We start from the raw sequence: 23,459 nt of genomic DNA, 5'->3' as shown, positions 1-23,459 counted from the left end.
GTCAGTCCCTGGGCAGCAGCCACGCGGCGAGAGCGGTGGTGGCGCACAGGGTGAGCCCCGCCACCAGGAGCCCGACGCGCATGCCCGGCAGGGAGAACGCGTCACCGGAACCCGCGAGGAGGGCGCCGAAGAGGGCGACGGACAGCGCGCCGCCCGTCTGGCGCAGCGAGTTGAGGAGCCCGGAGGCCGTGCCCGCGCGTTCGCCGGGAACGCTGTCGATGAGTTGCGCGGTGAGCGCGGGGACGGCGAGCGCGCCGCCGATGCCGGTCGGGATGAGCAGCACCAGGACGAGCCACAGCGGGGTGTGCGGTGCCAGCGGCAGCAGGGCGAACATGGCGAGGGCCAGGACCGCCTGCCCGATGACGACGACCCGGCGGCGGCCGACGCGCTCGGCGAGACGGGGCGAGACCAGGTTCGTACCGGTGACGAAGGCGGCCATCGGCACGAACATCAGACCCGCCGTGACACCCGACATGCCGCGCAGCTGCTGGTAGTAGAGGCCGAGGAGGAAGGTCACGCCGTAGAACCCGGCGTTGACCGCGAAACCGACCGCGAGGGCCACCGACACCTGCCGCTGCCGCAGCATCCCCAGCGGGACCATGGGCGCGCGGTGCCGCTTCTCGGCGCCATAGAAGGCGTACGCGGAGCCGACGGCCACGGCGGCCGCGGCGAGGACGGACGGGTGCGTCCACCCCAGGTGCCCGCCCTCGATGACGGCGAACGCGAGCCCGGCGAGGGCCAGTACGGCACTCACCTGCCCCGCGAGGTCGAGCGGCGCCGGGCGGCGGGGCGAGCGGGCGGTGCGGGCCAGGAGCGCCAGGATCACCGCACCCACCGGCAGGTTGAGGAGGAAGACCGCGCGCCACCCGGCGGTCTCCGTCAGGATGCCGCCGAGCACCGGCCCGACCGCGACGGCCGCCGAGCCGCCCACCGTCCACAGCGCGATGGCGCGGGCCCGGCGGCGCGGATCGTCGTACGCCTGGCGGATCAGGGCGAGCGAGGCGGGCATCACGATGGCGGCGGCCCCGCCCTGCGCGACGCGGGCCGCGATCAGCGAGCCGATGCCGGGCGCGAGAGCGCAGGCCAGCGAGGCGGCGGTGAAGAGCCCCACGCCCCAGGCGTACGCCCGCCGCGCCCCCGCCCGGTCGGCGAGCGCCCCCGCGGAGAGCATCAGCGCGGCGAACATGAGTGTGTACGCGTCGACGACCCACTGGAGGCCCGCCATGCCGCCGTGCAGGGAGGCGCGGATGTCGGGCAGCGCGATGTTCACGGCGGTGACGTCGATGGTGATGACGGTGAAGCCGAGCAGGGACGCGAGCAGGGCGGCGGGTGACCCCGCGGGGGAAGAAGCCGCGGAGGGCCCGGCCTCCGTACGTATGGGGCCCGGGGCGGGCTTGAGCGTGACGGACATCGTGCTCCTACGGTGGGGGCCCTCTGCGGGGCGTACGGGGACGTGACGTGAGCGCGGGCGGCCGACGGTCGCCGGGGCCGCGGCCCGGCGGCGACGCGCCCCCTGGGCCCCGGTGGCCGTGCCGCCCGCGACGCCACTCACTCTGCGCCCCGCGCGGCCGGCGCGGCAGACCGCCGCGTTCCTGGCCCTGACACGGCCCCCCACGGCCGCGGCGCACCGAGGACAATGGACGGATGACGGACAGCACACCGCGAGGCGCCACAGCCACACCGGCCACCGGCACCGGCACCGGCACCGAACTGGGCAGATACCTCCGCGCCCGCCGCGCCCGCGTGACCCCCGCCGAAGCGGGCCTCCCGGCGGGCACCGGACTGCGCCGCACGCCCGGCCTGCGCCGCGAGGAGCTGGCGACCCTCGCCGGGGTGAGCGTCGACTACTACACGCGCATGGAGCGCGGCCGGGAGACGAACCCCTCCCCCGCCGTCATCGACGCGCTGGCCCGCGCCCTGCGGCTGACGGGCGACGCCCACGAGCGCCTGCACGAACTGGCCGAGCTGGCCTCGGGCCGCCTGACGGAACCGCACCCCACGGCCGACGACGCGGTCCGCGAGTCCACCCTGCGCATGCTGGACGCGCTCGCCCCGCTGCCCGCGTACATCACCGACAGGCACAGCTACATGCTGGCCGCCAACGCCCCCGCCAAGGCGCTGCTGCCCGGCCTGTGGGACTGGCCCGCCGAGCAGCGCAACGTCACCCGCTACCTCTTCCTGCACCCGGTGGGCCGCACGCTCTACCAGCCGTGGGAGGAGACGGTCGCCACATCCGTCGCCCACCTGCGCGCGGTCGGCGGTACGGACCCGGACTCGCCCCGCCTGACGAACCTGGTCGGCGAACTCCTCCTCAAATCACCGGAGTTCGCCCGCATCTGGGAGCGCTACGACGTACGCGAGCGCGGCGGCGGCACCAAGTCCTTCGCCCACCCGCAGGTCGGCGCGATGACTCTCACGTACGAGGTGATGAAGCCGGCGAGGACCGGCGGCCAGCGCATGGTGGTCTACCAGGCCAAGCCGGGCACCCCGGACGAGAAGGCCATGCTGGCGCTCACACCGGCTGAAGGAACAGCCAAGGCCTGATCACTCCTGGGCCCGCGGATCGACCGGACACGAAGTCCCGCTCTTGGGCGTCTCCCCGTACAACAGAAAACCGTTCACCTTGTCGTGCACACACGTGGAGCCCAGGTAACCGGTGTGCCCGTCCCCCTTGTTGTCCAGGACGACGGCCTGGGAGCCGAGCCGCCGCGCGGTCTCCTCCGTCCAGCGGTAGGGCGTCGCGGGGTCGCCGCGCGTGCCGACGAGCAGCAGCTTCGGCGTCTTCACGTCCCGTACGCGCTCACGGATGAAGTCGGTCCCGGCGGGACGTCCGAAGCACAGCAGCACCGGCATCAGCATCGACTTGCCGAAGACGGGCGACGCCTCATCGAACTCCTCGCGGAGCTTGCCCACTTCCTTCTCTATGCGCGCGGCGTCGGGCCGGTCGGGGTCGTCGGCGCAGTTCACGGCCATCAGGGCAGCGGACATGTTGTCCATGGGCACGTCTTCACGGGGACCGCCCACACCTCCCGCGAGGCCACCGCTCATCCGTATCAGCGCCCGGGGGTCCCCGTCCGCGAGCAGCGCGCCGAGCGCCTGTGACAGCGCGGGCCAGGCCTGCCTGCTGTAGAGGGCCTGACTGAGGACGCCGACGACGTCCTGCCCGGTGAACTCCTCGCCCTCCATGGACCGCAACGGCATCTCGTCCATGTCCTGGATGAGCTTCACCATGCCGTCCCGCGCGGCCCGCGCGTCGGTGCCGAAGACACAACCGGGGTTGCCCGTGCACCACTCCAGGAAGTTGTCGAGGGCCGTCTGCCGTCCTTCGGCGGTCGCGAGGGACTGCTCGGCGACGGGCTCGGTGAGCGTGTCCACGCCGTCGAGGACCATCCGCCCGACCTTGTTCGGGAACTGGGCGGCATAGACGGCACCGAGGCGCGTCCCGTACGAGAATCCCAAATAGTTGAGCTTCTTGTCCCCGAGGGCCTTCCGCATGACATCCAAGTCACGCGACACGTTCACGGTCCCCATGTGGGGCAGAACGGGCCCGGACTTGTCCTCACACACCTTGGCGGCCTTGCGCAGCTCGGCGAGGACGGCACCGGGGGACTGGCCGCCGAGACCACTGTCCAGCGGGTCGGTTCCCAGGTCACCGCAGCTGACGGGGTCGGACTGGCCGACCCCGCGCGGGTCGAAGGAGACGATGTCGTAGTCCTTGCTGAGGAAGCCGAACTCCTTCTGCGACCCGGCGAGCGCGGAGACGCCGGGCCCACCGGGCCCGCCGAAGTTCAACAACAACGACCCACGCGGCTCACCGCTCGCGCTGGACTTCATCCGGATCATGGCGACCTCGACGTCCCCGCCACGGGGGTCGGCGTAGTCGATCGGTACGCGCACCTTCCCGCACCGCACGTCCTTGGCGTTCCCGGTGGCTTCCGCCATGGCCTCGGTCTCGCCCTCGCAGGCGTCCCATTTGATCTTCTGCGTGTAGTAGCGCGACAGGTCGGGCGACCCTCGCCGGTCGGCGGCGGCACCCGACATCAGGCCCGGCACGCCCGCTCCCACGACGGCCAGCACGGCTATACCGGCGACTGCGCACGTTCCCCGCACGACAACCAACCTCCCAGGGGTCTCCCCCTCGGCCCACCCTAAGGTCCCTCACGCCCCTCCGCCTCTCGCACGCCACACCCTGGTGGAGACACGCGCCCACACCCCGCAGCCACGAGCACACCCAAGGAACACCCCCCACACCCCCACAGCCGCAAGCCCACCCCGGGGGACACCCCACCCACCCACACCCACAGCCGCAAGCGCACCCCCGGGAGACACCCCCCACACACCCGCAGCCGCAAGCACACCCGAGGGGCCCCCACCCACCCGCAGCCGCAAGCACACCCGAGGGGCCCCCACCCACCCGCAGCCGCGAGCGCACCGGAGGGGACCCGGGGGTATGTGCGCGCGGAGCACAGTGGTGGTGTGTCCCCAGCCGATGAGCACCCGGGGTCCGGCGCCAAGATGGCGAGCACGGACATACCCCCGGGGCCCCGCCCCACGGGAGCCCCGGGGCGCCCGTACGAGACGGGCACGGCGAAGGCGGCCTAAGCCGAATCCCAGGTCCGCCCCTCCAACAGCCCCCCGAGCCCGGCCCAGGCAAAGTTCATGAGGGTCGTCGCCGCCTCCTTGGCGGAGACCGACGCGTCCGCGTCGGCCCAGTCCGCCAGCGACTCCGCCGCCCCCACCAGCGCCGCCGCCAGCCCCGCGACCTCCCGCTCCGGCAGCGCCGGATCCCCATGGGCCTCCCGCGCCGCCGCCACGATCAGCGACGTCACGAACGCCAGCACCTCCGCCCGCATCGCCGCGACCTCCGCCGCGAACGGCTCCCCCTGCGTCCGTGCCTGCCCGTGCAGCACCGCCCACCCGTCCGGCCGCTCAGCCGTGTGCGCGAAGAACGCCCGCAGCCCGTCCCACAGCTGCCGCTCGGCAGACTCCCCCGCGGCGCCGCTCACCCCGCCCCGCACCCCGCCCCGCACCGCGCCGACGAGCGCGGCGGCCTCCCGCCGGATGCACGCGCCGAACAGCTCCTCCTTGGAGTTCAGATACAGGTACACCAGCGGCTTCGAGACCCCCGCGAGCTCCGCGATCTCGTCCATGGACGCGGCCCGGTACCCCCGCTGCCCGAAGATCCGCACCGCCGCGTCCAGCATCTGCTGCTCACGCACGGCCCGCGGCATCCGCTTCTGCCGCCGCTTCTCGCCCACCCCGACCGACCCCCGCCTTCTCCCGCTCGCCGCCGCCCGTTCACGGCTCAGCGTACGGTCACCGGAGAAACCCCCACGATTACCGGACCACTCCGCCTCCCCCGAACACCAAAGATCCCTGCCCCGGATCAACTCCGGGGCAGGGATCTCTCGTTGAAGGCGCCGAAGGCGCCGAAGGCGCGTGGCCGCGCCGCTCAGGCAGTCGCGGGCACCGAAGACCGCGACCCCGGCACCGCGTCCTCCACCGCGTCGAAGTCATCGAGCGGCGACGCCGAAGCACTCTCGTACGCCTCCCGGTCGAGGATGTTCTCGCGGGCGGCGACGATCACCGGCACCAGCGCCTGCCCGGCCACGTTCGTGGCGGTGCGCATCATGTCCAGCACGGGGTCGATGGCGAGGAGCAGACCCACGCCCTCCATCGGCAGCCCGAGCGTCGACAGCGTCAGCGTCAGCATGACGGTGGCGCCGGTCAGGCCGGCCGTCGCCGCCGAACCCACCACCGACACGAAGGCGATGAGCAGGTACTCCTTGATGCCGAGGTTCACGTCGAAGATCTGCGCGACGAAGATCGCGGCGATCGACGGGTAGATGGCGGCGCAGCCGTCCATCTTCGTCGTGGCGCCGAACGGCACCGCGAAGGACGTGTACTCCTTCGGGACGCCGAGCCGCTCGGTGACCTTCTGGGTGACCGGCATGGTGCCGACGGAGGAGCGGGAGACGAAGGCCAGCTGGATCGCGGGCCAGGCGCCCTTGAAGAACTGGACGGGGTTGACCTTGGCGACGAAGGCGAGCAGCAGCGGGTAGACGCCGAACAGCACCAGGGCGCAGCCGACGTAGATGTCCGCGGTGAACGTCGCGTACTTGCTGATGAGGTTCCAGCCGTAGTCCGCGATAGCGAAGCCGATGAGGCCGACGGTGCCGATCGGGGAGAGCTTGATGACCCACCACAGGGCCTTCTGGAGGAGCGCGAGGACGGACTCGCTCAGCTCCAGGATCGGCTGGGCCTTGTCGCCGATCTTCAGTACGGCGACACCGGCGACGGCGGCCATGAAGACGATCTGGAGGACGTTGAGCTGGGTGAACGGCGTGATGACGTCCGTCGGGATGATCCCGGTCAGGAAGTCGATCCAGGAACCGGCGTCTTCGGGGGCCTTGCCGTCCTTCGGGGTGAGGCCGGTGCCGGAGCCGGGGTTGGTCAGCAGGCCGATGGTGAGGCCGATGGCCACCGCGATCAGCGAGGTGATCATGAACCACAGCAGGGTGCGGCTGGCCAGGCGCGCGGCGTTGTTGACCTTCCGCAGGTTGGTGATGGACACCAGGATCGCGAAGAAGACGAGCGGGGCGACGGCCAGCTTCAGCAGTCCGATGAAGGTGCTGCCGACCTTGTCCAGGGTGGTGACGAGCCAGGAAACGTCCTGGCTGCGGGCGATCCAGCCGAGCAGGACACCGAGGGCCAGACCGAGGAGGATCTGCGCCCAGAAGGGGATCTTGAGGAACTCGGATATCCGGAAGCTCGGCTCGGGCTGTCGGCTCTGGCCCGCCTGGTCGGCGGACGGCGCGGAATTCGCGGACACGGACACACTCCGGTGAGGGAAATCAGGGGGAGATCAGGGAGGGGGACGTACGGGAGCGGCGACCGCGAAGGGTCAGCGGCGCCGCTGCATCGGGGGTCACGGTTCAGACGTGACAGGCCGCGGACATGCAGCGGCAGAGATCGACATGCAGGCGCGCCACGAGCGGGACGCTCATGGCGTGGCGGTGCGCTGCTGCTGTCTCCATGTCGAACACGTTAACACTCGCACTTTGAGAACATCAAAGGCCTTGTTTGAGGTAATGCCCGGACCGAAGCGGCGCCCGAGCCCCGCCCGAGCCCCGCCCGAGCCTGCGGAACGCACGAAACCCCGGCCCGGAGCGTGATGGCTCCGGACCGGGGTCCGAGGAGAGTGTGACGGAGGTTACGACCGCTGGGCGCGCGCCAGGTCGTCCGCGGTGTCCTCCTGGGTGCGGTTCGCGTCCAGGCCGGCCTTGGCGCGGTCCACGCGCGCGACGACGTCGGCCGAGGCGCGGTCGCGCTCCTTGCGCAGCACCACGAAGCTGATGGGGGCCGAGACGACCAGCGCGAGCAGCAGGACCCACAGCAGGTTGGAGTCGCCGAGGCCGCGCGGCAGCATCCCGGAGTAGACGAGGCCCCAGACGGCCAGGAAGCAACCCACGAAGACCCCGAGGCGCATCAGCGTGTAGCGGAGCATGTCAATCCACTCTTCCGTTCCGAAATGGGCCCGAGCTGGACGAGCCTCTCCAGTGAAGCATGGAGGGACCCGCGCCCGGCAAGGGGGTCAGACCCGCATCGCCTGCGGCGTCTCCCGCAGCATCGGGTCGGGACCGTCGTACTCGCGGATCGCCTCGTAGCGCGTGTTCCGCTCGACCGGGCGGAAGCCTGCCTCGCGGATCAGGTCGAGCAGGTCCTCGCGGGTCAGCTTGTTCGGCGTACCGAAGTTGTCCGCGTCGTGCGTGATCTTGTACTCGACGACCGAGCCGTCCATGTCGTCGGCGCCGTGCTGGAGCGCGAGCTGCGTGGTGTGCAGGCCGTGCATGACCCAGAAGACCTTGACGTGCGGGACGTTGTCGAACAGCAGCCGCGAGACCGCGAAGGTCTTCAGGGCCTCGGCACCGGACGCCATCGTGGTCCGCGCCTGGAGGCGGTTCCTGACCTTGCCGTCCTTCATGTCCACGAAGTCGTGCTGGTAGCGCAGCGGGATGAAGACCTGGAAGCCGCCGGTCTCGTCCTGGAGCTCCCGCAGGCGCAGCACGTGGTCCACGCGGTGGCGCGGCTCCTCGATGTGGCCGTACAGCATCGTGCACGGGGTCTTCAGACCCTTCTCGTGCGCGAGGCGGTGGATGCGCGACCAGTCCTCCCAGTGGGTGCGGTGGTCGACGATGTGCTGCCGCACCTCCCAGTCGAAGATCTCCGCGCCGCCGCCGGTCAGCGACTCCAGACCGGCCTCGATCAGCTCGTCGAGGATCTCCGAGGCCGAGAGGCCCGAGATCGTCTCGAAGTGGTGGATCTCCGTGGCCGTGAAGGCCTTCAGAGAGACGTTCGGCAGCGCCTTCTTCAGCTCGCTCAGCGAACGCGGGTAGTAGCGCCACGGCAGGTTCGGGTGCAGGCCGTTGACGATGTGCAGCTCGGTGAGGTTCTCGCCCTCCATCGCCTTGGCGAGGCGGACGGCCTCCTCGATGCGCATCGTGTACGCGTCCTTCTCGCCCGGCTTGCGCTGGAAGGAGCAGTACGCGCACGACGCGGTGCAGACGTTCGTCATGTTGAGGTGGCGGTTGACGTTGAAGTGGACCACGTCGCCGTTCTTGCGGGTGCGCACCTCGTGGGCGAGGCCGCCGAGCCAGGCGAGGTCGTCCGACTCGTAGAGCGCGATGCCGTCCTCGCGGGACAGTCGCTCACCGTCCCGGACCTTCTGCTCCAGCTCGCGCTTGAGACCTGCGTCCATGCCCTCGCCCTTACCTCTCCAGCGACCTACGACCTACTGCTACGACCTACTGCGGCCTACCGCAAACTCCCGCCAACCGTACGCCCCCGCCCCCGCTCACTCCTCCTCGGGCAGCTCCCCGACCCTGTTCTCCCACTTGGTGGAGAGCACGATCGTCGTACGCGTCCGGGAGACCCCCCGCGTGCCGCTGAGCCTGCGGATCGTCTTCTCCAGGCCGTCCACGTCGCTCGCCCTGATCTTGAGCATGTACGAGTCGTCGCCCGCGATGAACCAGCAGTCCTCGATCTCGTGCAGGTCCTTCAGGCGCCGCGCCACATCCTCGTGGTCGGCGGCGTCGGAGAGCGAGATGCCGATGAGGGCGGTGACGCCGAGGCCGAGCGAGGCGGAGTCGACGGTCGCGCGGTAGCCGGTGATGACACCGGCCGCTTCGAGGCGGTTGATCCGGTCCGTGACGCTGGGCCCGGAGAGACCGACGAGCCGCCCCAGTTCGGCGTACGAGGCGCGGCCGTTCTCCCGCAGGGCCTGGATGAGCTGCCTGTCCACGGCGTCCATAGGTGCGATGCCTTTCATTATTCAGCGATACCGCGAGTCTATGTGTAGAATCTAAGGCGCAACAGGGCTTACACCCCGCAAATCTTTCTCAATCTCAGCGGTTCAACGACGATCCTTCGACTTCAGGAGTGAGACACCCCGTGTACTCGATCGAGATGGCCTACGCCCGTATGCGCGAGCTTCAGGACCTGGCCAACCGCTCGCGTGCGAATGTTCCGGCGCCGCGCAGGGCCGCCAAGAAGGCTCGGGGCGCCAAGAAGCGGTAGTCCCGCCGCGGGGGTGGGGATCGGCGCCGACCGCGGCTTCGTCGTGGTCGCTCGCGCAGTTCCCCGCGCCCCTTCGGGGCGCTCACCCGCCACCGGAAGCGCCCCCCAGCTCCCCTTTCCACCGGCGGTACAGCTCGTGCGGCACACCCGCCGCGTCCAGCACCCGCCCGGCGACGAAGTCCACCAGATCCTGGATGTGCGTCGCCCCCGCGTAGAACGCCGGAGAGGCGGGCAGCACGATCGCGCCCGCCTCGTCCAGGCTCACCAGGTGCTTCAGCGTCTGCCCGTTCAGCGGTGTCTCGCGTACGCAGACCACGAGCCGCCGGCCTTCCTTGAGCGTCACGCTCGCCGTCCGCTGGAGCAGGTCCTTCGAGAGGCCGAGCGCCACTCCGGCCACGCACGCGGTCGACGCCGGCGCGATCAGCATCCCCTTCGTCGCGTACGACCCCGAGGACGGGCCCGCCGCCAGATCACCGGCCGCCCAGTACCGCACGTCGGCCAGGGCGTCCGGCGGCACGTCGAAGGCGTCCGGCTTCCCGTCCGCGCCGCGCGCGAGCCACTGCCGCAGGTCCTCCCGCCAGTGCGCGTCCCGGAAAGAGATGCCCGTCTCGTCGAGCAGCGTGAGCCGCGAGGCCCGCGACACGACGAGGTCCACGCTCTGTCCGGCCGCGAGCAGCGCGCGCAGCACGGCGGCGGCGTACGGGGTCCCGGAGGCGCCCGACACCCCCACGATCCAAGGCTTACGCTCCGTATCTCCTGGGTTCACGCCGCGAAGCCTACCCATGGAGGTTTCAGACGGTGAGCCCGCGTACGAGCAGATCGAGCAGCGCGCACGCGAACAGGGCGATTCCGATGAAGCCGTTCACCTGGAAGAAGGCGCGGTTCAGGCGGGACAGGTCATGCGGCTTCACGATCGAGTGCTCGTACACGAAAGCGCCCGCCACGACCGCGAGGCCGAGCCAGAAGAAGACGTCCGCGCCGGTGGCGGCGGCGTACCAGACCAGGAGCGCCGTGGTCACCAGGTGGCAGCCGCGCGCGCCCCGGATGGCGGCCGGGATGCCGAACCGCGCGGGCACCGACTTCACGCCGACCTCGCGGTCCGTCTCCACGTCCTGGCAGGCGTAGATCAGGTCGAAGCCGCCGATCCAGACGCCGACCGCGAGCCCGAGGACGACCGCCTGCCACGACCACTCGCCGGTGACCGCGATCCACGCGCCGACCGGACCCATCGCCTGGGCGAGGCCGAGGATCGCCTGCGGGAAGTTCGTGAACCGCTTGCCGTAGGGATAGACCACCATCGGGATCACCGCGACGGGCGCGAGCGCCAGGCAGAGCGGGTTCAGCAGGGCGGCGGCGCCGAGGAAGACGACGAGCGCGATCAGCGCGCCCGTCCACGCGGACTTCACCGACACGGCGCCGGTGACCAGCTCGCGGTGGGCGGTGCGCGGGTTGCGGGCGTCGATCTCGCGGTCGATGATCCGGTTCGCCGCCATGGCGAACGTCCGCAGGCCCACCATGCAGACGGTGACGAGGAGCAGCCGCACCCAGTGGATGTTCTCGTCCACCTGGAACATCGCGGTCAGCGCGGCGATGTAGGCGAAGGGCAGCGCGAACACGGAGTGCTCGATCATGACGAGCCGCAGGAACGCCTTGGTCCTGCCCGGCTGCCGCGGCAGCGCGGCGGAGGCCGAGGTCACAGTCCGTACTCCTTCCAGCGACGGTCCACCTTCGAGGCGGTCTCCGGGTCGGACACGACCATCTCCGGCCAGCCGCCGTCCCGCGTGTACCCCTCCTCGGGCAGCTTGCGCGTGGCGTCGATGCCCGCCTTGCCGCCCCAGAACTGCTGGTAGGACGCGTGGTCGAGGTGGTCGACCGGGCCTTCGACGACGGTGAGGTCGCGGGCGTAGTCGGTGTTGCCGAGCGCCCGCCAGGACACCTCGTGCAGATCGTGGACGTCGCAGTCCTTGTCCACGACCACGATCAGCTTCGTCAGCGACATCATGTGCGCGCCCCAGATGGCGTGCATGACCTTCTGCGCGTGCTTCGGGTACTTCTTGTCGATCGAGACGATCGCGCAGTTGTGGAAGCCGCCCGACTCCGGCAGGTGGTAGTCGACGATGTCCGGCACGATCACCTTGAGCAGCGGCAGGAAGAACCGCTCGGTGGCGCGGCCGAGCGGGCCGTCCTCCGTCGGCGGGCGGCCGACCACGATCGACTGGAGCAGCGGGCGCTTGCGCATCGTCACGCAGTCGATCGTCAGCGCGGGGAACGGTTCCTGCGGCGTGTAGAAGCCGGTGTGGTCGCCGAAGGGGCCCTCGGGCAGCATCTCGCCCGGCTCCAGCCAGCCCTCGATGACGACCTCGGCGTGCGCGGGCACCCGGAGCGGGACCGTCTTGCAGTCGACCATCTCCACCCGCTTGCCCTGGATGAACCCGGCCAGCATGTACTCGTCCATGTCACCGGGCAGCGGCGCCGTGGAGGCGTACGTGACCGCCGGCGGGCAGCCGAAGGCGATCGCGACGGGCAGCTTCTCGCCGCGGCGGGCGGCCACCTGGTAGTGGTTGCGGCTGTCCTTGTGGATCTGCCAGTGCATGCCGATGGTGCGCTTGTCGTGGCGCTGGAGGCGGTACAGGCCGAGGTTGCGCACCCCGGTGTCCGGGTCCTTGGTGTGGGTCAGGCCCAGGTTGAAGAAGGAGCCGCCGTCCTCGGGCCAGGTGAAGAGCGCGGGCAGCCGCTCCAGGTCCACGTCGTCGCCGGTGAGGACCACTTCCTGGACGGGCGCGTTCTCCGCCTTCACCTTCTTCGGCGGTACGTGCGTCATCGCGCCGAGCTTGCCGAACGCCTCGCGCACCCCGACGAAGCCGTGCGGCAGCTCCGGCTTGAGCAGGCCGCCGATCTTCTCGCTGATCTCGCCGTACGACTTCAGGCCGAGCGCCTTCAGTAGGCGGCGGTCCGTCCCGTACACGTTCATCGCCAGGGGCATCGCCGAGCCCTTGACGTTCTCGAAGAGGAGCGCGGGACCGCCGGACTTCTGCACCCGGTCGACGATCTCACCGACCTCCAGGTACGGGTCGACCTCGGCCTTGATGCGCTTGAGATCGCCCTCGCGCTCCAGTGCGCGGAGCAGGGAGCGAAGATCGTCGTAAGCCATGCGTTCCAGTATCCGGCACCGGTTACCCTGGCCCCGTCACCGGGGGGCTCGCACGCCTCCCGCCGTCGCCACTTGGGGGATCGCGCCACCATGCTCAGGTATCTGCCGTTCCTGCTGGTCCTGGCGGTGTGGATCTACGCCTTCATCGATGTCCTGAACACTCCGGAGAAGGACGTCAAGCATCTGCCCAAGGTGGTGTGGGTCATCATCGTGCTCCTCTTCGGCGAGGTGCTGCTCGGCCCGATCGCCTGGTTCGCCACCGGCAAGGTGCGGCACGCCTCCGGGGCGTCCGGCGGCGCGGGGCGCTCTCGCGGCCGCGCTCAGTGGGTGGCGCCCGACGACAACCCGGAGTTCCTGAAGTCCCTCAAGGACGAGGACCCCGACGACGACGGGAAGAAGCGGGACAAGGGGACCGAGGACTGACGGGCCGTGGAACTGCGGCTCCTCGTGACCTTCGAGAAGGTCGCCACCGTCCGCAGTTTCACCCGCGCCGCCACCGACCTGGCGTACGCGCAGTCCAGCGTCACCAGCCAGATCCGGGCCCTGGAGTCCTCCCTCGGCACGGAACTCTTCGACCGGCTCGGCAGCCGCATCCGGCCGACCGAGGCCGGGGAGCGGCTGCTGCCCTACGCCCGGCGGATCATCGGACTCACCGACGAGGCGCGCGCCGCGGTCGTCGGCGCCGAGGAACCGGCCGGGACCATCGCGGTCGGCACGATGGAGTCGCTGACCTCCTCCCGGCTGCCGCCGCTGCTCGAACTCCTCCACCACCGCTACCCGAAGGTGCGGCTCTCGCTGCGTCCGACGCTGGGCGACGAGACGCGGCAGGCGCTGCGGCAGGGGACGTACGCCGTGGGGTTCCTCATGGAGCCGGACACCGAGCACCAGGGCCTGGAGAGCACGATCCTCGCCCGGGAGCCGCTCGTCCTGGTCTGCGCCCCCGGCCATCCGCTGGCGGCAGGCGACGCGGACCGCCCCAGGGCCACCTTGAGACTGGCCTGGACGAGCCCGATGCAGCTTCGCGTACGCCGCGTACATCAGGACGTACATCAGCCCGGTGTGGATGACGCCGGGGCCGACGAGCCAGGCCCAGCGGCCGCCGATGCCGCTCATCGCGCCGAAGTCGGCGAAGGGCAGCAACAGCGGGTTGGCGACGAGGGCCTGGACCAGTGTGACCAGGTGGGGGCGTACGCCCGTGACGCGCTTGGTGACGAGCGTGGACAGGGCGTAGAGGACGGCCGCGAGGAGCACGAGGCCGATGCCGGCGGGCGAGCCGGTGCCGCCGGGGCGCACCCCGGAGACCAGCACGAGGCCCGTGAACGCGGCGGCGAGCTCTGCGTGGCATTCCCTGAGGTCATGCCAGGAACGTACGAGCGGGCGTACGCGCTGGTCCACGCGCTGCCGCGGTGTCCGCCCGATGGCTCCATCGGCACCGTCGACGAGGCCTGACCACAGCCTCGGGTGGGCACGATGGCAGGCATGAGCGACAGCGCGTCCCGCATCCCGACGGTCGATCTGCGGCCATGGCTGTCCGGCGACCCCGAGGCCCGCGCGCACGCGGCACGCACCGTGGACGCGGCCCTGCGCACCGCGGGGTTCCTGCTGGTGACCGGGCACGGCGTCGATCCGGCCCTGCGCGCGGCGATCAGGGAGTCGGCCCGCGGCTTCTTCCACCTGCCCGCGGAGGCGAAGCGCGCGTACGCGGTGAAGGTCGGCGGACGCGGCTGGCTGGGGCCCGGCGCCGAGGCCAACAGCTACGCGGAGGGGACCGCCGCGCCCCCGGACCTGAAGGAGTCCCTGTCCTTCGCGGCGGACGATCCGACGGGGGACGAGGCGGTGGACGCCGAGTGGTTCACGCCGAACACGTGGCCGCGGGAGACGCCCGGGCTGCGGGATCTCGTGGAGACGTACCTGCGGCGGATGCGGTCGCTCTCCGACCGCCTCCTCGAACTGCTCGGCGCCGCGCTCGGCGAGGAGGAGGACTTCTTCACCCGGCACACCGGCCACCCCACCTGGGGGTTCAACATCAACTGGTATCCGGGCAGGGAGCGCGTCGGCGAGCCGGCGCCGGGCCAGTTCCGCATCGGCCCGCACACCGACTTCGGCACGGTCACCGTCCTGGACCGGCAGGCGGGCCGGGGCGGGCTCCAGGTGTTCACGGAGGAGGGCGGCTGGGAGGACGCGCCGTTCGATCCGGCGGCGTTCACGGTCAACATCGGGGACCTGATGGAGCGTTGGACCGGCGGTCGCTGGCAGTCGGGCCGTCACCGCGTGCTGCCGCCGCCCGCCGACGCGCCCGCCGAGGAGCTGATGTCGCTCGTGTACTTCTACGAGTGCGATCCGGGCACGGACGTCAGGGGCCTGGACTCGCACACGTATCTGCGCGGCCAACTCGACGCGATCACGGTGGAGGCCGGGAATGAGTGACGCCCGCGACCGTACGTGGCTCGCGGCCGCCGTCGAGGAGGCCCGACTGGGCCTCGCCGAGGGCGGCGTCCCCATCGGCGCCGCGCATCTGGGACGCGGGCACAACAGGCGCGGGCAGGACGGCGACCCGGGCACGGACGTCAGGGGGCTGGACGCTCATACGTATCGGCGCCGCCGACTCGACACGATCACCGTGGAGGCCGGGAATGAGTGACGCCCGCGACCGTACGTGGCTCGCGGCCGCCGTCGAGGAGGCCCGACTGGGCCTCGCCGAGGGCGGCGTCCCCATCGGCGCCGTCCTCTACGCCGCCGACGGCACGCTGCTGGGGCGCGGGCGCAACCGCCGGGTGCAGGACGGCGATCCGTCGGCGCACGCGGAGACGGCGGCGTTCCGCGCGGCGGGGCGGCAGCGCGGTTACCGCGGGACGACGATGGTCACGACGCTCTCGCCCTGCTGGTACTGCAGCGGCCTGGTGCGGCAGTTCGGCATCTCGCGGGTCGTCGTGGGCGAGGCGCGGACCTTCCACGGCGGCCACGACTGGCTCGCGGAACACGGCGTGGAGGTCGTGGTGCTGGATGACGCGGGGTGCGTGGCGATGATGCGAGGGTTCATCGCGGAGCGCCCGGAGTTGTGGGCGGAGGACATCGGGGGCCTCGGGGCGTGAGGTTCCCCCGGTCCGCCGGGGTCAGTCCCCGCGCAGCACCAGGGCGAGCAGCCCCGGGAAGCGGGCCTCGAACTCCGCGCGGCGCAGGCGGTTGACGCGCCGGGCGCCCTCGTCGCGCTGCTCGACGAGGCCCGCCGCCCGCAGCGTCGCGAAGTGGTGGCTCAGGGCGGCCTTGCCGACGGAGACGTCGAAGCTGCCGCAGGCCCGGGTCCAGTCACCGGACGCGGCCAACTCCCGTACCAGGTAAAGCCGTACGGGGTCGGCGAGCGCCGCCAGCGCGGTCTGCACGGGGACGTCGTCGGGGTGCGTGTGCGCCGGTGCCGCGCGGTGACTCGCCATGCCTGCCCGTGCCCTTCCCGCCCTGCCGTCTTACCGCCTTGCCGAGTGTTCGATGAAAACCATACACTCCCAGGTGTTCGCTTTTGATTGAACACCCGATTCTCATCGAGCACCCGGCGGAGAGGTGGCACAACCATGCGCGCAGTCCAGTTCAAGGAGTACGGCGGGCCCGAGGTCCTGGAGGTGGTGGACGCCGCCGTCCCCGAACCGGGCCCCGGCCAGGTGACCGTCGACGTCGCCTACACCGGCGTGAACTTCGCCGACCTCAAGGCCCGCTCCGACGGCTACCGCGTGCCCGCCCTGCCCCACGTCCCCGGCATCGAGGTCTCCGGCCGTGTCCGCGCGGTCGGCGCGGACGTCACCGGGCTCCGGCCCGGCCAGGAGGTGGCCGCGCTCACCGCGGGCGGCGCCTACGCCGAGGTCGCCCTCGCCGACGCCGCCACCGTCTTCGCGATCCCCGAGGGCGTGGACCCGCGCACCGCGGCGACCCTGCCGACCGTGCTGCCGACCGCGCACGCCCTGGTCCACGAGGTGGGGCGCCTCACGGCCGGGGAGAGCGTGCTCGTGCAGGGAGCCGCAGGCGGCGTGGGCACGGTCGTCGGCCAGGTGGCGAAGGCGGTGGGCGCCACGGTGTACGGCGTGGTCTCCGGCCCGGCCAAGGCCGAGTACGCCCTGAAGCACGGCTACGACGAGGTGTTCGTCGGCGACGCCTTCGCGGCCGACGCACGCCGGGCGACCGGGGGCCGCGGCGTCGACCTCGCGCTCGACCCGGTCGGCGGCGACACCTTCCGGCAGTCGCTGGCCACCCTCGCGACCTTCGGGCGGCTGGTCTCCTTCGGCAACGCGAGCGGGGCCGAGCCGTGGCGGGTGGGCCAGCCCGAGCTGTTCCCCGGGGCGCACACGGTCTCGGCGTTCTCGATCCTCACCCTGGCCCAGAGCGGCCCCGAGGCGCTGCGCGAGCTGGCCGGGCGCGCGTTCCGCCTGGTCGCCGACGGCACGGTGACGCTGCCGGTGACCGCCGAGTTCCCGCTGGCCGAGGCGGCCGAGGCGCACCGCCTGATGGGCGGGCGGACCACGACGGGGAAGCTGCTGCTGCGGGTCAGTCCGTAGCGGCGTAGGTCTCACGCAGTTGCCGCCAGCGGTCGAGGTGCCACGTCGACCAGTCCTTGGGGCGGCCGGCGAGCGCGTCCACCAGGAACTCGAAGTGCTGGTGCCACCCCGCGAGGCAGTCGAGCCGCAGCGCCTCGTCGCCGTCGAACTCGTTGGTGAAGCGCAGCGTGGTACCGGAGTGTCCGGCCCCCGGTTCGAGGTGGAAGCGGCAGCGGCCGTGCAGGTCGATGGTGTACTCGGCGACGACGTCCGGGTCCCAGGCGGTGATGTGCCCGGAGTGCACGGCGTCGGCCTCGCCGTTGAGCCAGCGCAGCGCGACGGCGCCGCCGAGCCGGGGCTCGAACACGTCGGCGGCGGCCAGCCACCCCGGGAGCCCCTCGGGGGTGGCCACCGCCGCCCAGACGTTTTCCACAGGGTGGGGAAGGTTCAGCTCGTAGTGCAGGTGCTGGGTGGTGCCTTCGGTGCGGCTGGTGCCCTGCCCGATCGTCTCGGTCATGACACCAGCCTGGCCCGCGACGGGCCTTTCCGCACCCTTGGCGCGTACGGCGGGGTCAGACCCCGGCGTACGAGTGCTTGCCGGTGACGAAGATGTTGACGCCGTAGTAGTTGAACAGCCAGCAGCCGAAGGCGATCAGCGCGAGGTAGGCGGCCTTGCGGCCCTTCCAGCCGGCCGTCGCGCGGGCGTGCAGGTAGCAGGCGTAGGCGACCCAGGTGATGAAGGACCAGACCTCCTTGGGGTCCCAGCCCCAGTAGCGGCCCCAGGCGTCGCCCGCCCAGATGGCGCCCGCGATGATCGTGAACGTCCACAGCGGGAAGATCGCGGCGTTCAGGCGGTACGAGAACTTGTCGAGGGAGGCCGCGGCGGGCAGCCGCTCCATCACGGACGTGGCGAACTTGCCGGGCTGTCCGCCGTTCTGGAGCTTCGTCTCGTAGCTGTCGCGGAAGAGGTAGAGCATCGTCGCGACGAAGCCGACGTAGAAGACCGCGCCGCAGAAGATCGCCGTGGAGACGTGGATCCACAGCCAGTACGAGTGCAGGGCCGGGACCAGCTGGTCGCTGGAGGTGTACAGCACGGTGACGGCGAGCCCGAGGTCGAGCAGGACCGTCGTGACCAGGGGCAGGCCGAGCCAGGCGATGTTCTTCTTCAGCGCCATCAGCACCAGGTACACGCCGACGGCGACGGTGGAGAAGGTGATGGAGAACTCGTACATGTTGCCCCACGGCGCCCGCTGCACCGACAGGGCGCGGGTGAGGACACCGCCGAACTCCAGCAGGAACGCCAGCACGGTCAGGGAGACCGCGATGCGCCCGTACAGGTCGCCCTTCTCGTCGCCCGCCGCGGCGCCGGGACCGTCCGGCACGTCACGCGCGCCGGTGACGGAGCGCGTGACGACCTTCGGGCGCTCCAGGGTGGCGGTGCCGCCCTTGGCCTGAACGGTCACCGCGGGCGTCACGGCCGCGGTCTTGCTCGGGGTGAGCGCGGCGGCGGTGCGGGCGACCTTGCTGCGGCTGCCGAAGAGCCACTCCGCCATGTGCGCGAAGAAGGCCAGGAGGTAGACGGCCATCGCGGAGTAGATCAGCACATTGCTGATGTGCGCGAGGTCCTCGTTGGGTTCGGCGGCCAGGGTGGTGGCGAGATTCACTTCTCAGCCCCTTCGGCAGGTACGGCGTCGGGCTCGGAGTCGGAGGCGGCGCGGGCGCGGGCGCCCGGTTCGGGGTCGGGCGCGCTCGGCGCCTTCTCGTACAGGTGGGCGGCGAGGGCGGCCAGTTCCTCGGGGAGCTTCGCGGACTCGCTGCGGCCCAGGCCCGCCATCTCCACGACCGTGACGCCGTCGGCGCCCCTGACCGCCCGCACCCACACGCGGCGGCGCTGGATGAACAGCGAGCCGGCGAGGCCCGCGATCGCGGCGACCGCGCCCACCAGCGCCCACACGGAGCCGGGCTCCTGCGAGATCTGGAAGGTCGCCCACTCCTTGAGGTCCTTCTCGAAGGTGATCGAACCCGCGCCGTTCGGCAGCTTCATGGTCTCACCGGGCAGCAGCCGCTTCTTGAACAGCTCACCCTGGGAGTCCTTGAACTTCTGCATCTTCCGGGTGTCCAGCTGGTACACGTTCTGCGGGACACCGGAGTCGACGCCCAGGCTGCCGTGGTACGCGGACAGCGCGAGCACCGGGAAGTCGGGGGCGGGGAACTGCGAGAACATCTGGCCCTTGCCCTCGCCCGCGAAGGTCGGCACGAAGAAGGCGTTGAAGCCCAGCTGCTCCTTCACGCCGCTCTTGTTCTTGTAGCCGTCCAGGACCTTGATGGCGCCGGTCGCGGTGCCGTTCTGGTCGATGGGCAGCAGCGGCACGGCGGCCTCGTAGATCACCTTGCCCTTGGGGTCGCGGACGGTGACCTTGGGGGCGTAGCCGTGGCCGATGAGGTAGACCTTCGAGCCGTCGATCTCCAGCGGCTTGTTGACCTCGATGGACTTCTTCTTCTCGGGGCCGTCGGCGCCCTCGCTGTAGGTGACGTTCGCCCGGTAGGTGCGGGGCGTGCCGCGGTTGGGGCCCGACTTCTCGTACGTGCCCTTGAAGTCGTCGAGGATGAAGTGGAACGGCGCCAGGTCGTTGGTGTCGAAGAGGCTGCCGGACTTGAAGTCGTCGTACTGGGAGAGCGTGTTGGAGAAGCCGTCGCCCTCCATGACCAGCTTGCCGCCCTCGGACTTCAGGAGCTGTCCGGCGGCGAAGGCGATCAGCATCACGATCAACGCGATGTGGAAGATCAGATTCCCGGCCTCGCGCAGGTAGCCCTTCTCGGCGGCGACCGAACCGGCGGCGGTGTGCGCGCGGAAGCGGCGCTCCTTGAGCAGCGCGAGCGCGGCCTCGTGGACCTGCTCGGGCTCGGCGGCGGTGCGCCACGTCGTGTAGGCGGGCAGCCGCGTCAGCTTCTTGGGGGCGCCCGGCGGGCGGCCGCGGAGCTGGCCGACGAACTGCCAGGTGCGGGGCACGATGCAGCCGATGAGGGAGACGAACAGCAGGATGTAGATCGCGGAGAACCACACCGAGCTGTAGACGTCGAAGAGCTGGAGCTTGTCGTAGAGCGGCCCGAGCGTGGTGTGCCGGTCCATGAAGTCCTGGACCTTCAGCTCGTCGACGTTGCGCTGCGGGATCAGCGAGCCCGGGATCGCGCCGAGCGAGAGCAGCAGGAGCAGGATCAGCGCGACCCGCATCGAGGTGAGCTGCCGCCAGAACCAGCGCAGCCACCCGATGACGCCGAGGGAGGGGAGGTTCGGCGCGTCCTCCTTGGGGGCCGTCGAAAGCTGCTCGCCCGCGGCGCCGAGGTCGTCTCGCTGCTCGGGGGCTTCGGTCTTGCTCATGGATCAGATCCCCACGGAGTAACTGCTTGTCCAGACCTGCATCTGCTGCACCATGCTGTCCCACACACCGGTGACGAGCAGCAGGCCGGTCGCGATCATCATGATGCCGCCGACGCGCATCACCCACGCATAGTGCCGCTTGATCCACCCGAAGGCGCCGAGCGCCTTGCGGAAGGCGACGGCCGCGAGGATGAACGGGATACCGAGACCCAGGCTGTACGCGACTCCGAGGAGCGCGCCGCGCTGCGCGTTGCCGCTGTCGGCCGAGAGCGCGATGACCGAGGCGAGGGTCGGACCGACGCACGGCGTCCAGCCAACGGCGAAGAGAGCGCCGACGACCGGGGCACCGGCGAGTCCGATGGCCGGGCGCTTGTGGAAGCGGAACTCGCGCTGGGTGAGCCACGGCATGAGCCCCATGAAGAAGAGCCCGAGCACGATCATCACCACGCCGAGCACCGTGTTGATGGTGCTCTGGTGTTCCTTGAGCGTATGTCCCACTGCCCCGAAGAAGACGGTGGCGGAGACAAAGACCACGGTGAAGCCGGCCACGAACAGCGCGGCACCGGCCGCCATCCGGCCGCGCCGCGCGTCACCGAGATCCTGGCCGCTGACCCCGGTGACGTAGGACAGATACCCGGGTACGAGCGGCAGGACGCACGGGGAGAAGAAGGAGACGAGCCCGCCGAGCACGGCGACCGGGATCGCGAGGAGCAGCGCCCCGCTCATGACGGTCTGGTTCGGGCCGCTGATCGCCGCGAGCGTGAGCATCACTTCTCCGCCAGCACAGGGTCGATCATCTTCCGCAGCTTCGCTTCGTTGAGGGGCTGCTGCGTACGGGCCGCGATCTTCCCGTCCCGGTCGACGACGAGCGTGGAGGGGATGGCGTTCGGGTTGAGCGAGCCCTGGGGGAAGCGCAGCATCAGCTTGCCGGTCGGGTCGTACACGCTCGGATAGGGCACCTCGTGCGCCTTCTCGAACGCGATCGCTGGACCGCGCTCGGGGTCACGGGTGTTGATGCCGACGAACTCGACGCCCTTGGCCTTCTTCTCCTTGGCGACCTTCACGAAGTTCGGCGCCTCGGCCCGGCACGGCGCGCACCAGGAGCCCCAGACGTTGATGACGAGGACCTTGCCCTTGTACGCCTTGGTGAGGTTCAGCTGCTTGCCGTCGAGGGTCTCGCCGTCGAGCTCGGGGAGCGGCTTGCGGTCCGCCTTCGCGGCGGTGGCGATGCCGTCCTTCCCGGCCACGAAGTTGGTGTTGCCGCCTCCGCCCGAGGTGCCGCCGGAGCCGCAGGCCGCGAGCGTCAGCGCTCCGACCGCGGCCCCCGCGGCCAGCAGGGCGGCACGGCCGCGACCGCCTCGGCGGCGGCTACGGCTGCGGTTCGTGCTGTGGGGGGCGCGGCAGGCGGCACTCATGTGAAAAGTTTCGCATGTCTGTTTCGGGGATCTTCCGCACCCCCCGCGGTTGCGGAAAGTCCCATTTCAGGCGGCCTTTCCGAGCCCCTTCCAGCCACCTGCGGGCGCCTGGCCGACCTCAAGGCCCTGGAGCTGCTTCAGGACCTTCGGGTCCTGCACGTCGAGCCAGTCGACGAACTGCCGGAACGAGACGAGGCGTACGCCCTTCTTGCCGGCGATGTGCTTCAGGGCCTCCTCGACGGCGTCCATGTAGATGCCGCCGTTCCACTCCTCGAAGTGGTTGCCTATGAAGAACGGCGCGCGGTTGGACTCGTAGGCCCGCTTGAACCCGGCTATGTAGGCCTCGGTGGCCTGCTTGCGCCAGCCCGGGTAGTTGTGGGGCGGCGCCTTCGTGGAGTTCTGCGACTGGTTGGCGAGGATGTTGTAGTCCATCGACAGGACCTCGAAGGAGTGCCCGGGGAAGGGCACCGCCTGGAGCGGCAGGTCCCAGATGCCCAGCTTCTTCTCGGGCCAGCGCTGGCGGCCGCCCGGCGAGGACGCGTCGTAGCGCCAGCCGAGCTTCTTCGCGGTCGGCAGCAGGTTGTCCTGCCCGAGCAGACAGGGCGTGCGGCCGCCGACGAGTTCCTTGTCGTAGTCGAAGGGCAGCGGCGGCAGATCGCTCCAGCCGGTGTTCGTACGCCACTTCTTCACAAAGGACTTGGCCTGGTCGATCTCGTCCTGCCATTGCGCGGGCGTCCAGTTGGCGACCGACCCTGTGCCCGCGCAGAAGTGCCCGTTGAAGTGCGTGCCGATTTCATGACCCTCCAGCCATGCCTGGCGCACGTACTTCAGCGTGTCCTTGATGTGACCGTCGGTGAGATAACCGATGTCGGAGGCGCCGACCGCGTTGTTCGGCGGACGGTACAGGCGCTTCTTCGATTCCGGCAGGAGATAAAGCCCGGAGAGAAAGAACGTCATGTGCGCGCCGTGGTCCTCGGCGAGCTTCAAAAAGCGCGGGAACAGACCGTTGCCGACCTCGCCCGCGCCGTCCCAGGAGAAGATGACGAACTGCGGCGGCGTCTCGCCCGGCTCCAGCGGTACGGGCTTGCCGGGCTGGTGGGGCTGGGTGCCGGTGTAGGCGGTCGACCCGTCACCGATCGGCTTGGCCGGCACCTTGCCGCCGGCCTGCCCCTCCTTGGCCTTTCCCGCGGGCCCCGAGGAATCCCCGTCGGCCCCGGAGCCGCATGCCGCGAGTCCGAAAGCGGCCGCGGCACCTGCTCCCAGTCCGAGCATTCCCCTGCGGCTGATGTCGCGCATTACTTCCCCATTCGTCGCGCCCTTGGGTCCGCCTCCTGCCCGTATCCGGCTTGCAAGAGGGACGACCTGTTAGAGGGCGCGACGAACAGTGGGGTTCCTGCGCATCGCGGTTATTTGCCGCG

Annotated in this window: 24 protein-coding genes and 2 pseudogenes; 8 read left to right on the top strand and 18 right to left on the bottom strand. The window is 70.7% G+C overall.

What is annotated here, in order from left to right; translation table 11 throughout:
* Window position 1: 1 nt before the first annotated feature.
* Window positions 2-1,411 (bottom strand): MFS transporter, encoded by a 1,410-nt coding sequence (locus tag ACOBQB_RS31405; RefSeq protein WP_423596490.1) that lies wholly within the window; start codon window positions 1,409-1,411, stop codon window positions 2-4.
* A 233-nt stretch (window positions 1,412-1,644) separates the two neighbouring features.
* On the opposite strand from ACOBQB_RS31405, the gene ACOBQB_RS31400 reads away from it, so the two are divergent.
* On the top strand, window positions 1,645-2,544 hold the full coding sequence (locus ACOBQB_RS31400; protein ID WP_423596488.1) for a helix-turn-helix transcriptional regulator: 900 nt from the start codon (window positions 1,645-1,647) through the stop codon (window positions 2,542-2,544).
* On the opposite strand, the gene ACOBQB_RS31395 is transcribed toward ACOBQB_RS31400, so the two are convergent.
* From ACOBQB_RS31395 to ACOBQB_RS31370, 6 genes are all read right to left on the bottom strand, one after another.
* Window positions 2,545-4,041, bottom strand: a complete 1,497-nt coding sequence (locus ACOBQB_RS31395) for an alpha/beta hydrolase (RefSeq protein WP_423598884.1) — start codon at window positions 4,039-4,041, stop codon at window positions 2,545-2,547.
* A 557-nt stretch (window positions 4,042-4,598) separates the two neighbouring features.
* Window positions 4,599-5,231 carry a TetR/AcrR family transcriptional regulator gene (locus ACOBQB_RS31390; protein ID WP_423598882.1) on the bottom strand — a complete coding sequence of 211 codons (633 nt, stop codon included), beginning with the start codon at window positions 5,229-5,231 and terminating at the stop codon, window positions 4,599-4,601.
* A gap of 221 nt (window positions 5,232-5,452) precedes the next feature.
* On the bottom strand, window positions 5,453-6,832 hold the full coding sequence (locus ACOBQB_RS31385) for a dicarboxylate/amino acid:cation symporter (protein ID WP_423596486.1): 1,380 nt from the start codon (window positions 6,830-6,832) through the stop codon (window positions 5,453-5,455).
* A gap of 381 nt (window positions 6,833-7,213) precedes the next feature.
* Complete coding sequence (locus ACOBQB_RS31380) at window positions 7,214-7,507, bottom strand: DUF4229 domain-containing protein (protein WP_423596484.1); 294 nt, start codon at window positions 7,505-7,507, stop codon at window positions 7,214-7,216.
* A gap of 87 nt (window positions 7,508-7,594) precedes the next feature.
* Complete coding sequence (mqnE, locus tag ACOBQB_RS31375) at window positions 7,595-8,758, bottom strand: aminofutalosine synthase MqnE (protein WP_423596482.1); 1,164 nt, start codon at window positions 8,756-8,758, stop codon at window positions 7,595-7,597.
* Between the two features lie 96 nt (window positions 8,759-8,854).
* Window positions 8,855-9,310, bottom strand: a complete 456-nt coding sequence (locus tag ACOBQB_RS31370) for an Lrp/AsnC family transcriptional regulator (protein WP_205037122.1) — start codon at window positions 9,308-9,310, stop codon at window positions 8,855-8,857.
* Window positions 9,311-9,450: 140 nt separating this feature from the next.
* On the opposite strand from ACOBQB_RS31370, the gene ACOBQB_RS31365 reads away from it, so the two are divergent.
* Window positions 9,451-9,576 (top strand): hypothetical protein, encoded by a 126-nt coding sequence (locus ACOBQB_RS31365; RefSeq protein WP_423596480.1) that lies wholly within the window; start codon window positions 9,451-9,453, stop codon window positions 9,574-9,576.
* An 82-nt stretch (window positions 9,577-9,658) separates the two neighbouring features.
* On the opposite strand, the gene ACOBQB_RS31360 is transcribed toward ACOBQB_RS31365, so the two are convergent.
* From ACOBQB_RS31360 to ACOBQB_RS31350, 3 genes are read right to left on the bottom strand one after another with little or no spacing between them, the layout of a single operon-like run.
* On the bottom strand, window positions 9,659-10,342 hold the full coding sequence (locus tag ACOBQB_RS31360) for a UbiX family flavin prenyltransferase (protein WP_423596478.1): 684 nt from the start codon (window positions 10,340-10,342) through the stop codon (window positions 9,659-9,661).
* Between the two features lie 25 nt (window positions 10,343-10,367).
* A complete protein-coding gene (gene mqnP, locus ACOBQB_RS31355) occupies window positions 10,368-11,273 on the bottom strand; it encodes a menaquinone biosynthesis prenyltransferase MqnP (protein WP_423596476.1) in 906 nt (301 codons plus the stop codon).
* On the bottom strand, window positions 11,270-12,727 hold the full coding sequence (locus ACOBQB_RS31350; RefSeq protein WP_423596474.1) for a menaquinone biosynthesis decarboxylase: 1,458 nt from the start codon (window positions 12,725-12,727) through the stop codon (window positions 11,270-11,272). The genes mqnP and ACOBQB_RS31350 overlap by 4 nt, the downstream gene beginning before the upstream one ends.
* A gap of 90 nt (window positions 12,728-12,817) precedes the next feature.
* Here ACOBQB_RS31350 and ACOBQB_RS31345 point away from each other — a divergent pair, with 90 nt between their 5' ends.
* A complete protein-coding gene (locus ACOBQB_RS31345) occupies window positions 12,818-13,150 on the top strand; it encodes a PLD nuclease N-terminal domain-containing protein (protein WP_423596472.1) in 333 nt (110 codons plus the stop codon).
* Between the two features lie 6 nt (window positions 13,151-13,156).
* A pseudogene (locus tag ACOBQB_RS31340) lies at window positions 13,157-13,726 on the top strand (LysR family transcriptional regulator); the annotation flags it as partial.
* A gap of 78 nt (window positions 13,727-13,804) precedes the next feature.
* Here ACOBQB_RS31340 and ACOBQB_RS31335 read toward each other — a convergent pair.
* Window positions 13,805-13,978 (bottom strand): annotated as a pseudogene (locus ACOBQB_RS31335) (EamA family transporter); the annotation flags it as partial.
* Window positions 13,979-14,206: 228 nt separating this feature from the next.
* On the opposite strand from ACOBQB_RS31335, the gene ACOBQB_RS31330 reads away from it, so the two are divergent.
* The 3 genes from ACOBQB_RS31330 to ACOBQB_RS31320 are packed head-to-tail and all read left to right on the top strand — an operon-like array spanning window position 14,207 to window position 15,819.
* Window positions 14,207-15,154: an isopenicillin N synthase family dioxygenase gene (locus ACOBQB_RS31330; RefSeq protein ID WP_423596470.1), complete on the top strand. Its 948-nt coding sequence runs from the start codon at window positions 14,207-14,209 to the stop codon at window positions 15,152-15,154.
* Window positions 15,147-15,368: a hypothetical protein gene (locus ACOBQB_RS31325; RefSeq protein WP_423596468.1), complete on the top strand. Its 222-nt coding sequence runs from the start codon at window positions 15,147-15,149 to the stop codon at window positions 15,366-15,368. Before ACOBQB_RS31330 ends, ACOBQB_RS31325 begins: the two co-directional genes overlap by 8 nt.
* Entirely contained in the window at window positions 15,361-15,819 is a 459-nt protein-coding gene (locus tag ACOBQB_RS31320; RefSeq protein WP_423596466.1) for a nucleoside deaminase, read from the top strand. Before ACOBQB_RS31325 ends, ACOBQB_RS31320 begins: the two co-directional genes overlap by 8 nt.
* A gap of 21 nt (window positions 15,820-15,840) precedes the next feature.
* Here ACOBQB_RS31320 and ACOBQB_RS31315 read toward each other — a convergent pair whose 3' ends face one another.
* Window positions 15,841-16,158 (bottom strand): ArsR/SmtB family transcription factor, encoded by a 318-nt coding sequence (locus tag ACOBQB_RS31315; protein WP_423596464.1) that lies wholly within the window; start codon window positions 16,156-16,158, stop codon window positions 15,841-15,843.
* Window positions 16,159-16,293: 135 nt separating this feature from the next.
* Here ACOBQB_RS31315 and ACOBQB_RS31310 point away from each other — a divergent pair, with 135 nt between their 5' ends.
* Window positions 16,294-17,268 carry a quinone oxidoreductase family protein gene (locus tag ACOBQB_RS31310; RefSeq protein ID WP_423596462.1) on the top strand — a complete coding sequence of 325 codons (975 nt, stop codon included), beginning with the start codon at window positions 16,294-16,296 and terminating at the stop codon, window positions 17,266-17,268.
* Here the strand turns inward: ACOBQB_RS31310 and ACOBQB_RS31305 are convergent.
* From ACOBQB_RS31305 to ACOBQB_RS31280, 6 genes are all read right to left on the bottom strand, one after another.
* Complete coding sequence (locus ACOBQB_RS31305; RefSeq protein ID WP_423596460.1) at window positions 17,258-17,764, bottom strand: SRPBCC domain-containing protein; 507 nt, start codon at window positions 17,762-17,764, stop codon at window positions 17,258-17,260. The two genes, ACOBQB_RS31310 and ACOBQB_RS31305, sit on opposite strands and share 11 nt — an antisense overlap.
* Before the next feature lie 55 nt (window positions 17,765-17,819).
* Complete coding sequence (gene ccsB / locus ACOBQB_RS31300) at window positions 17,820-18,911, bottom strand: c-type cytochrome biogenesis protein CcsB (protein ID WP_423596458.1); 1,092 nt, start codon at window positions 18,909-18,911, stop codon at window positions 17,820-17,822.
* Complete coding sequence (gene resB / locus ACOBQB_RS31295; RefSeq protein WP_423596456.1) at window positions 18,908-20,626, bottom strand: cytochrome c biogenesis protein ResB; 1,719 nt, start codon at window positions 20,624-20,626, stop codon at window positions 18,908-18,910. The genes ccsB and resB overlap by 4 nt, the downstream gene beginning before the upstream one ends.
* Before the next feature lie 3 nt (window positions 20,627-20,629).
* On the bottom strand, window positions 20,630-21,394 hold the full coding sequence (locus ACOBQB_RS31290; RefSeq protein ID WP_423596454.1) for a cytochrome c biogenesis CcdA family protein: 765 nt from the start codon (window positions 21,392-21,394) through the stop codon (window positions 20,630-20,632).
* A complete protein-coding gene (locus ACOBQB_RS31285) occupies window positions 21,394-22,041 on the bottom strand; it encodes a TlpA family protein disulfide reductase (RefSeq protein ID WP_423596452.1) in 648 nt (215 codons plus the stop codon). Before ACOBQB_RS31285 ends, ACOBQB_RS31290 begins: the two co-directional genes overlap by 1 nt.
* 66 nt (window positions 22,042-22,107) lie before the next feature.
* Window positions 22,108-23,337 (bottom strand): hypothetical protein, encoded by a 1,230-nt coding sequence (locus tag ACOBQB_RS31280; RefSeq protein WP_423596450.1) that lies wholly within the window; start codon window positions 23,335-23,337, stop codon window positions 22,108-22,110.
* Window positions 23,338-23,459 lie beyond the last annotated feature (122 nt).

It is taken from the genome of Streptomyces sp. G5(2025), from assembly GCF_049542075.1.
Taxonomy (GTDB): Bacteria; Actinomycetota; Actinomycetes; order Streptomycetales; family Streptomycetaceae; genus Streptomyces.
Note: the sequence above shows the minus strand (reverse complement) of the source record. Positions and strands in the feature narration are given on the sequence as shown.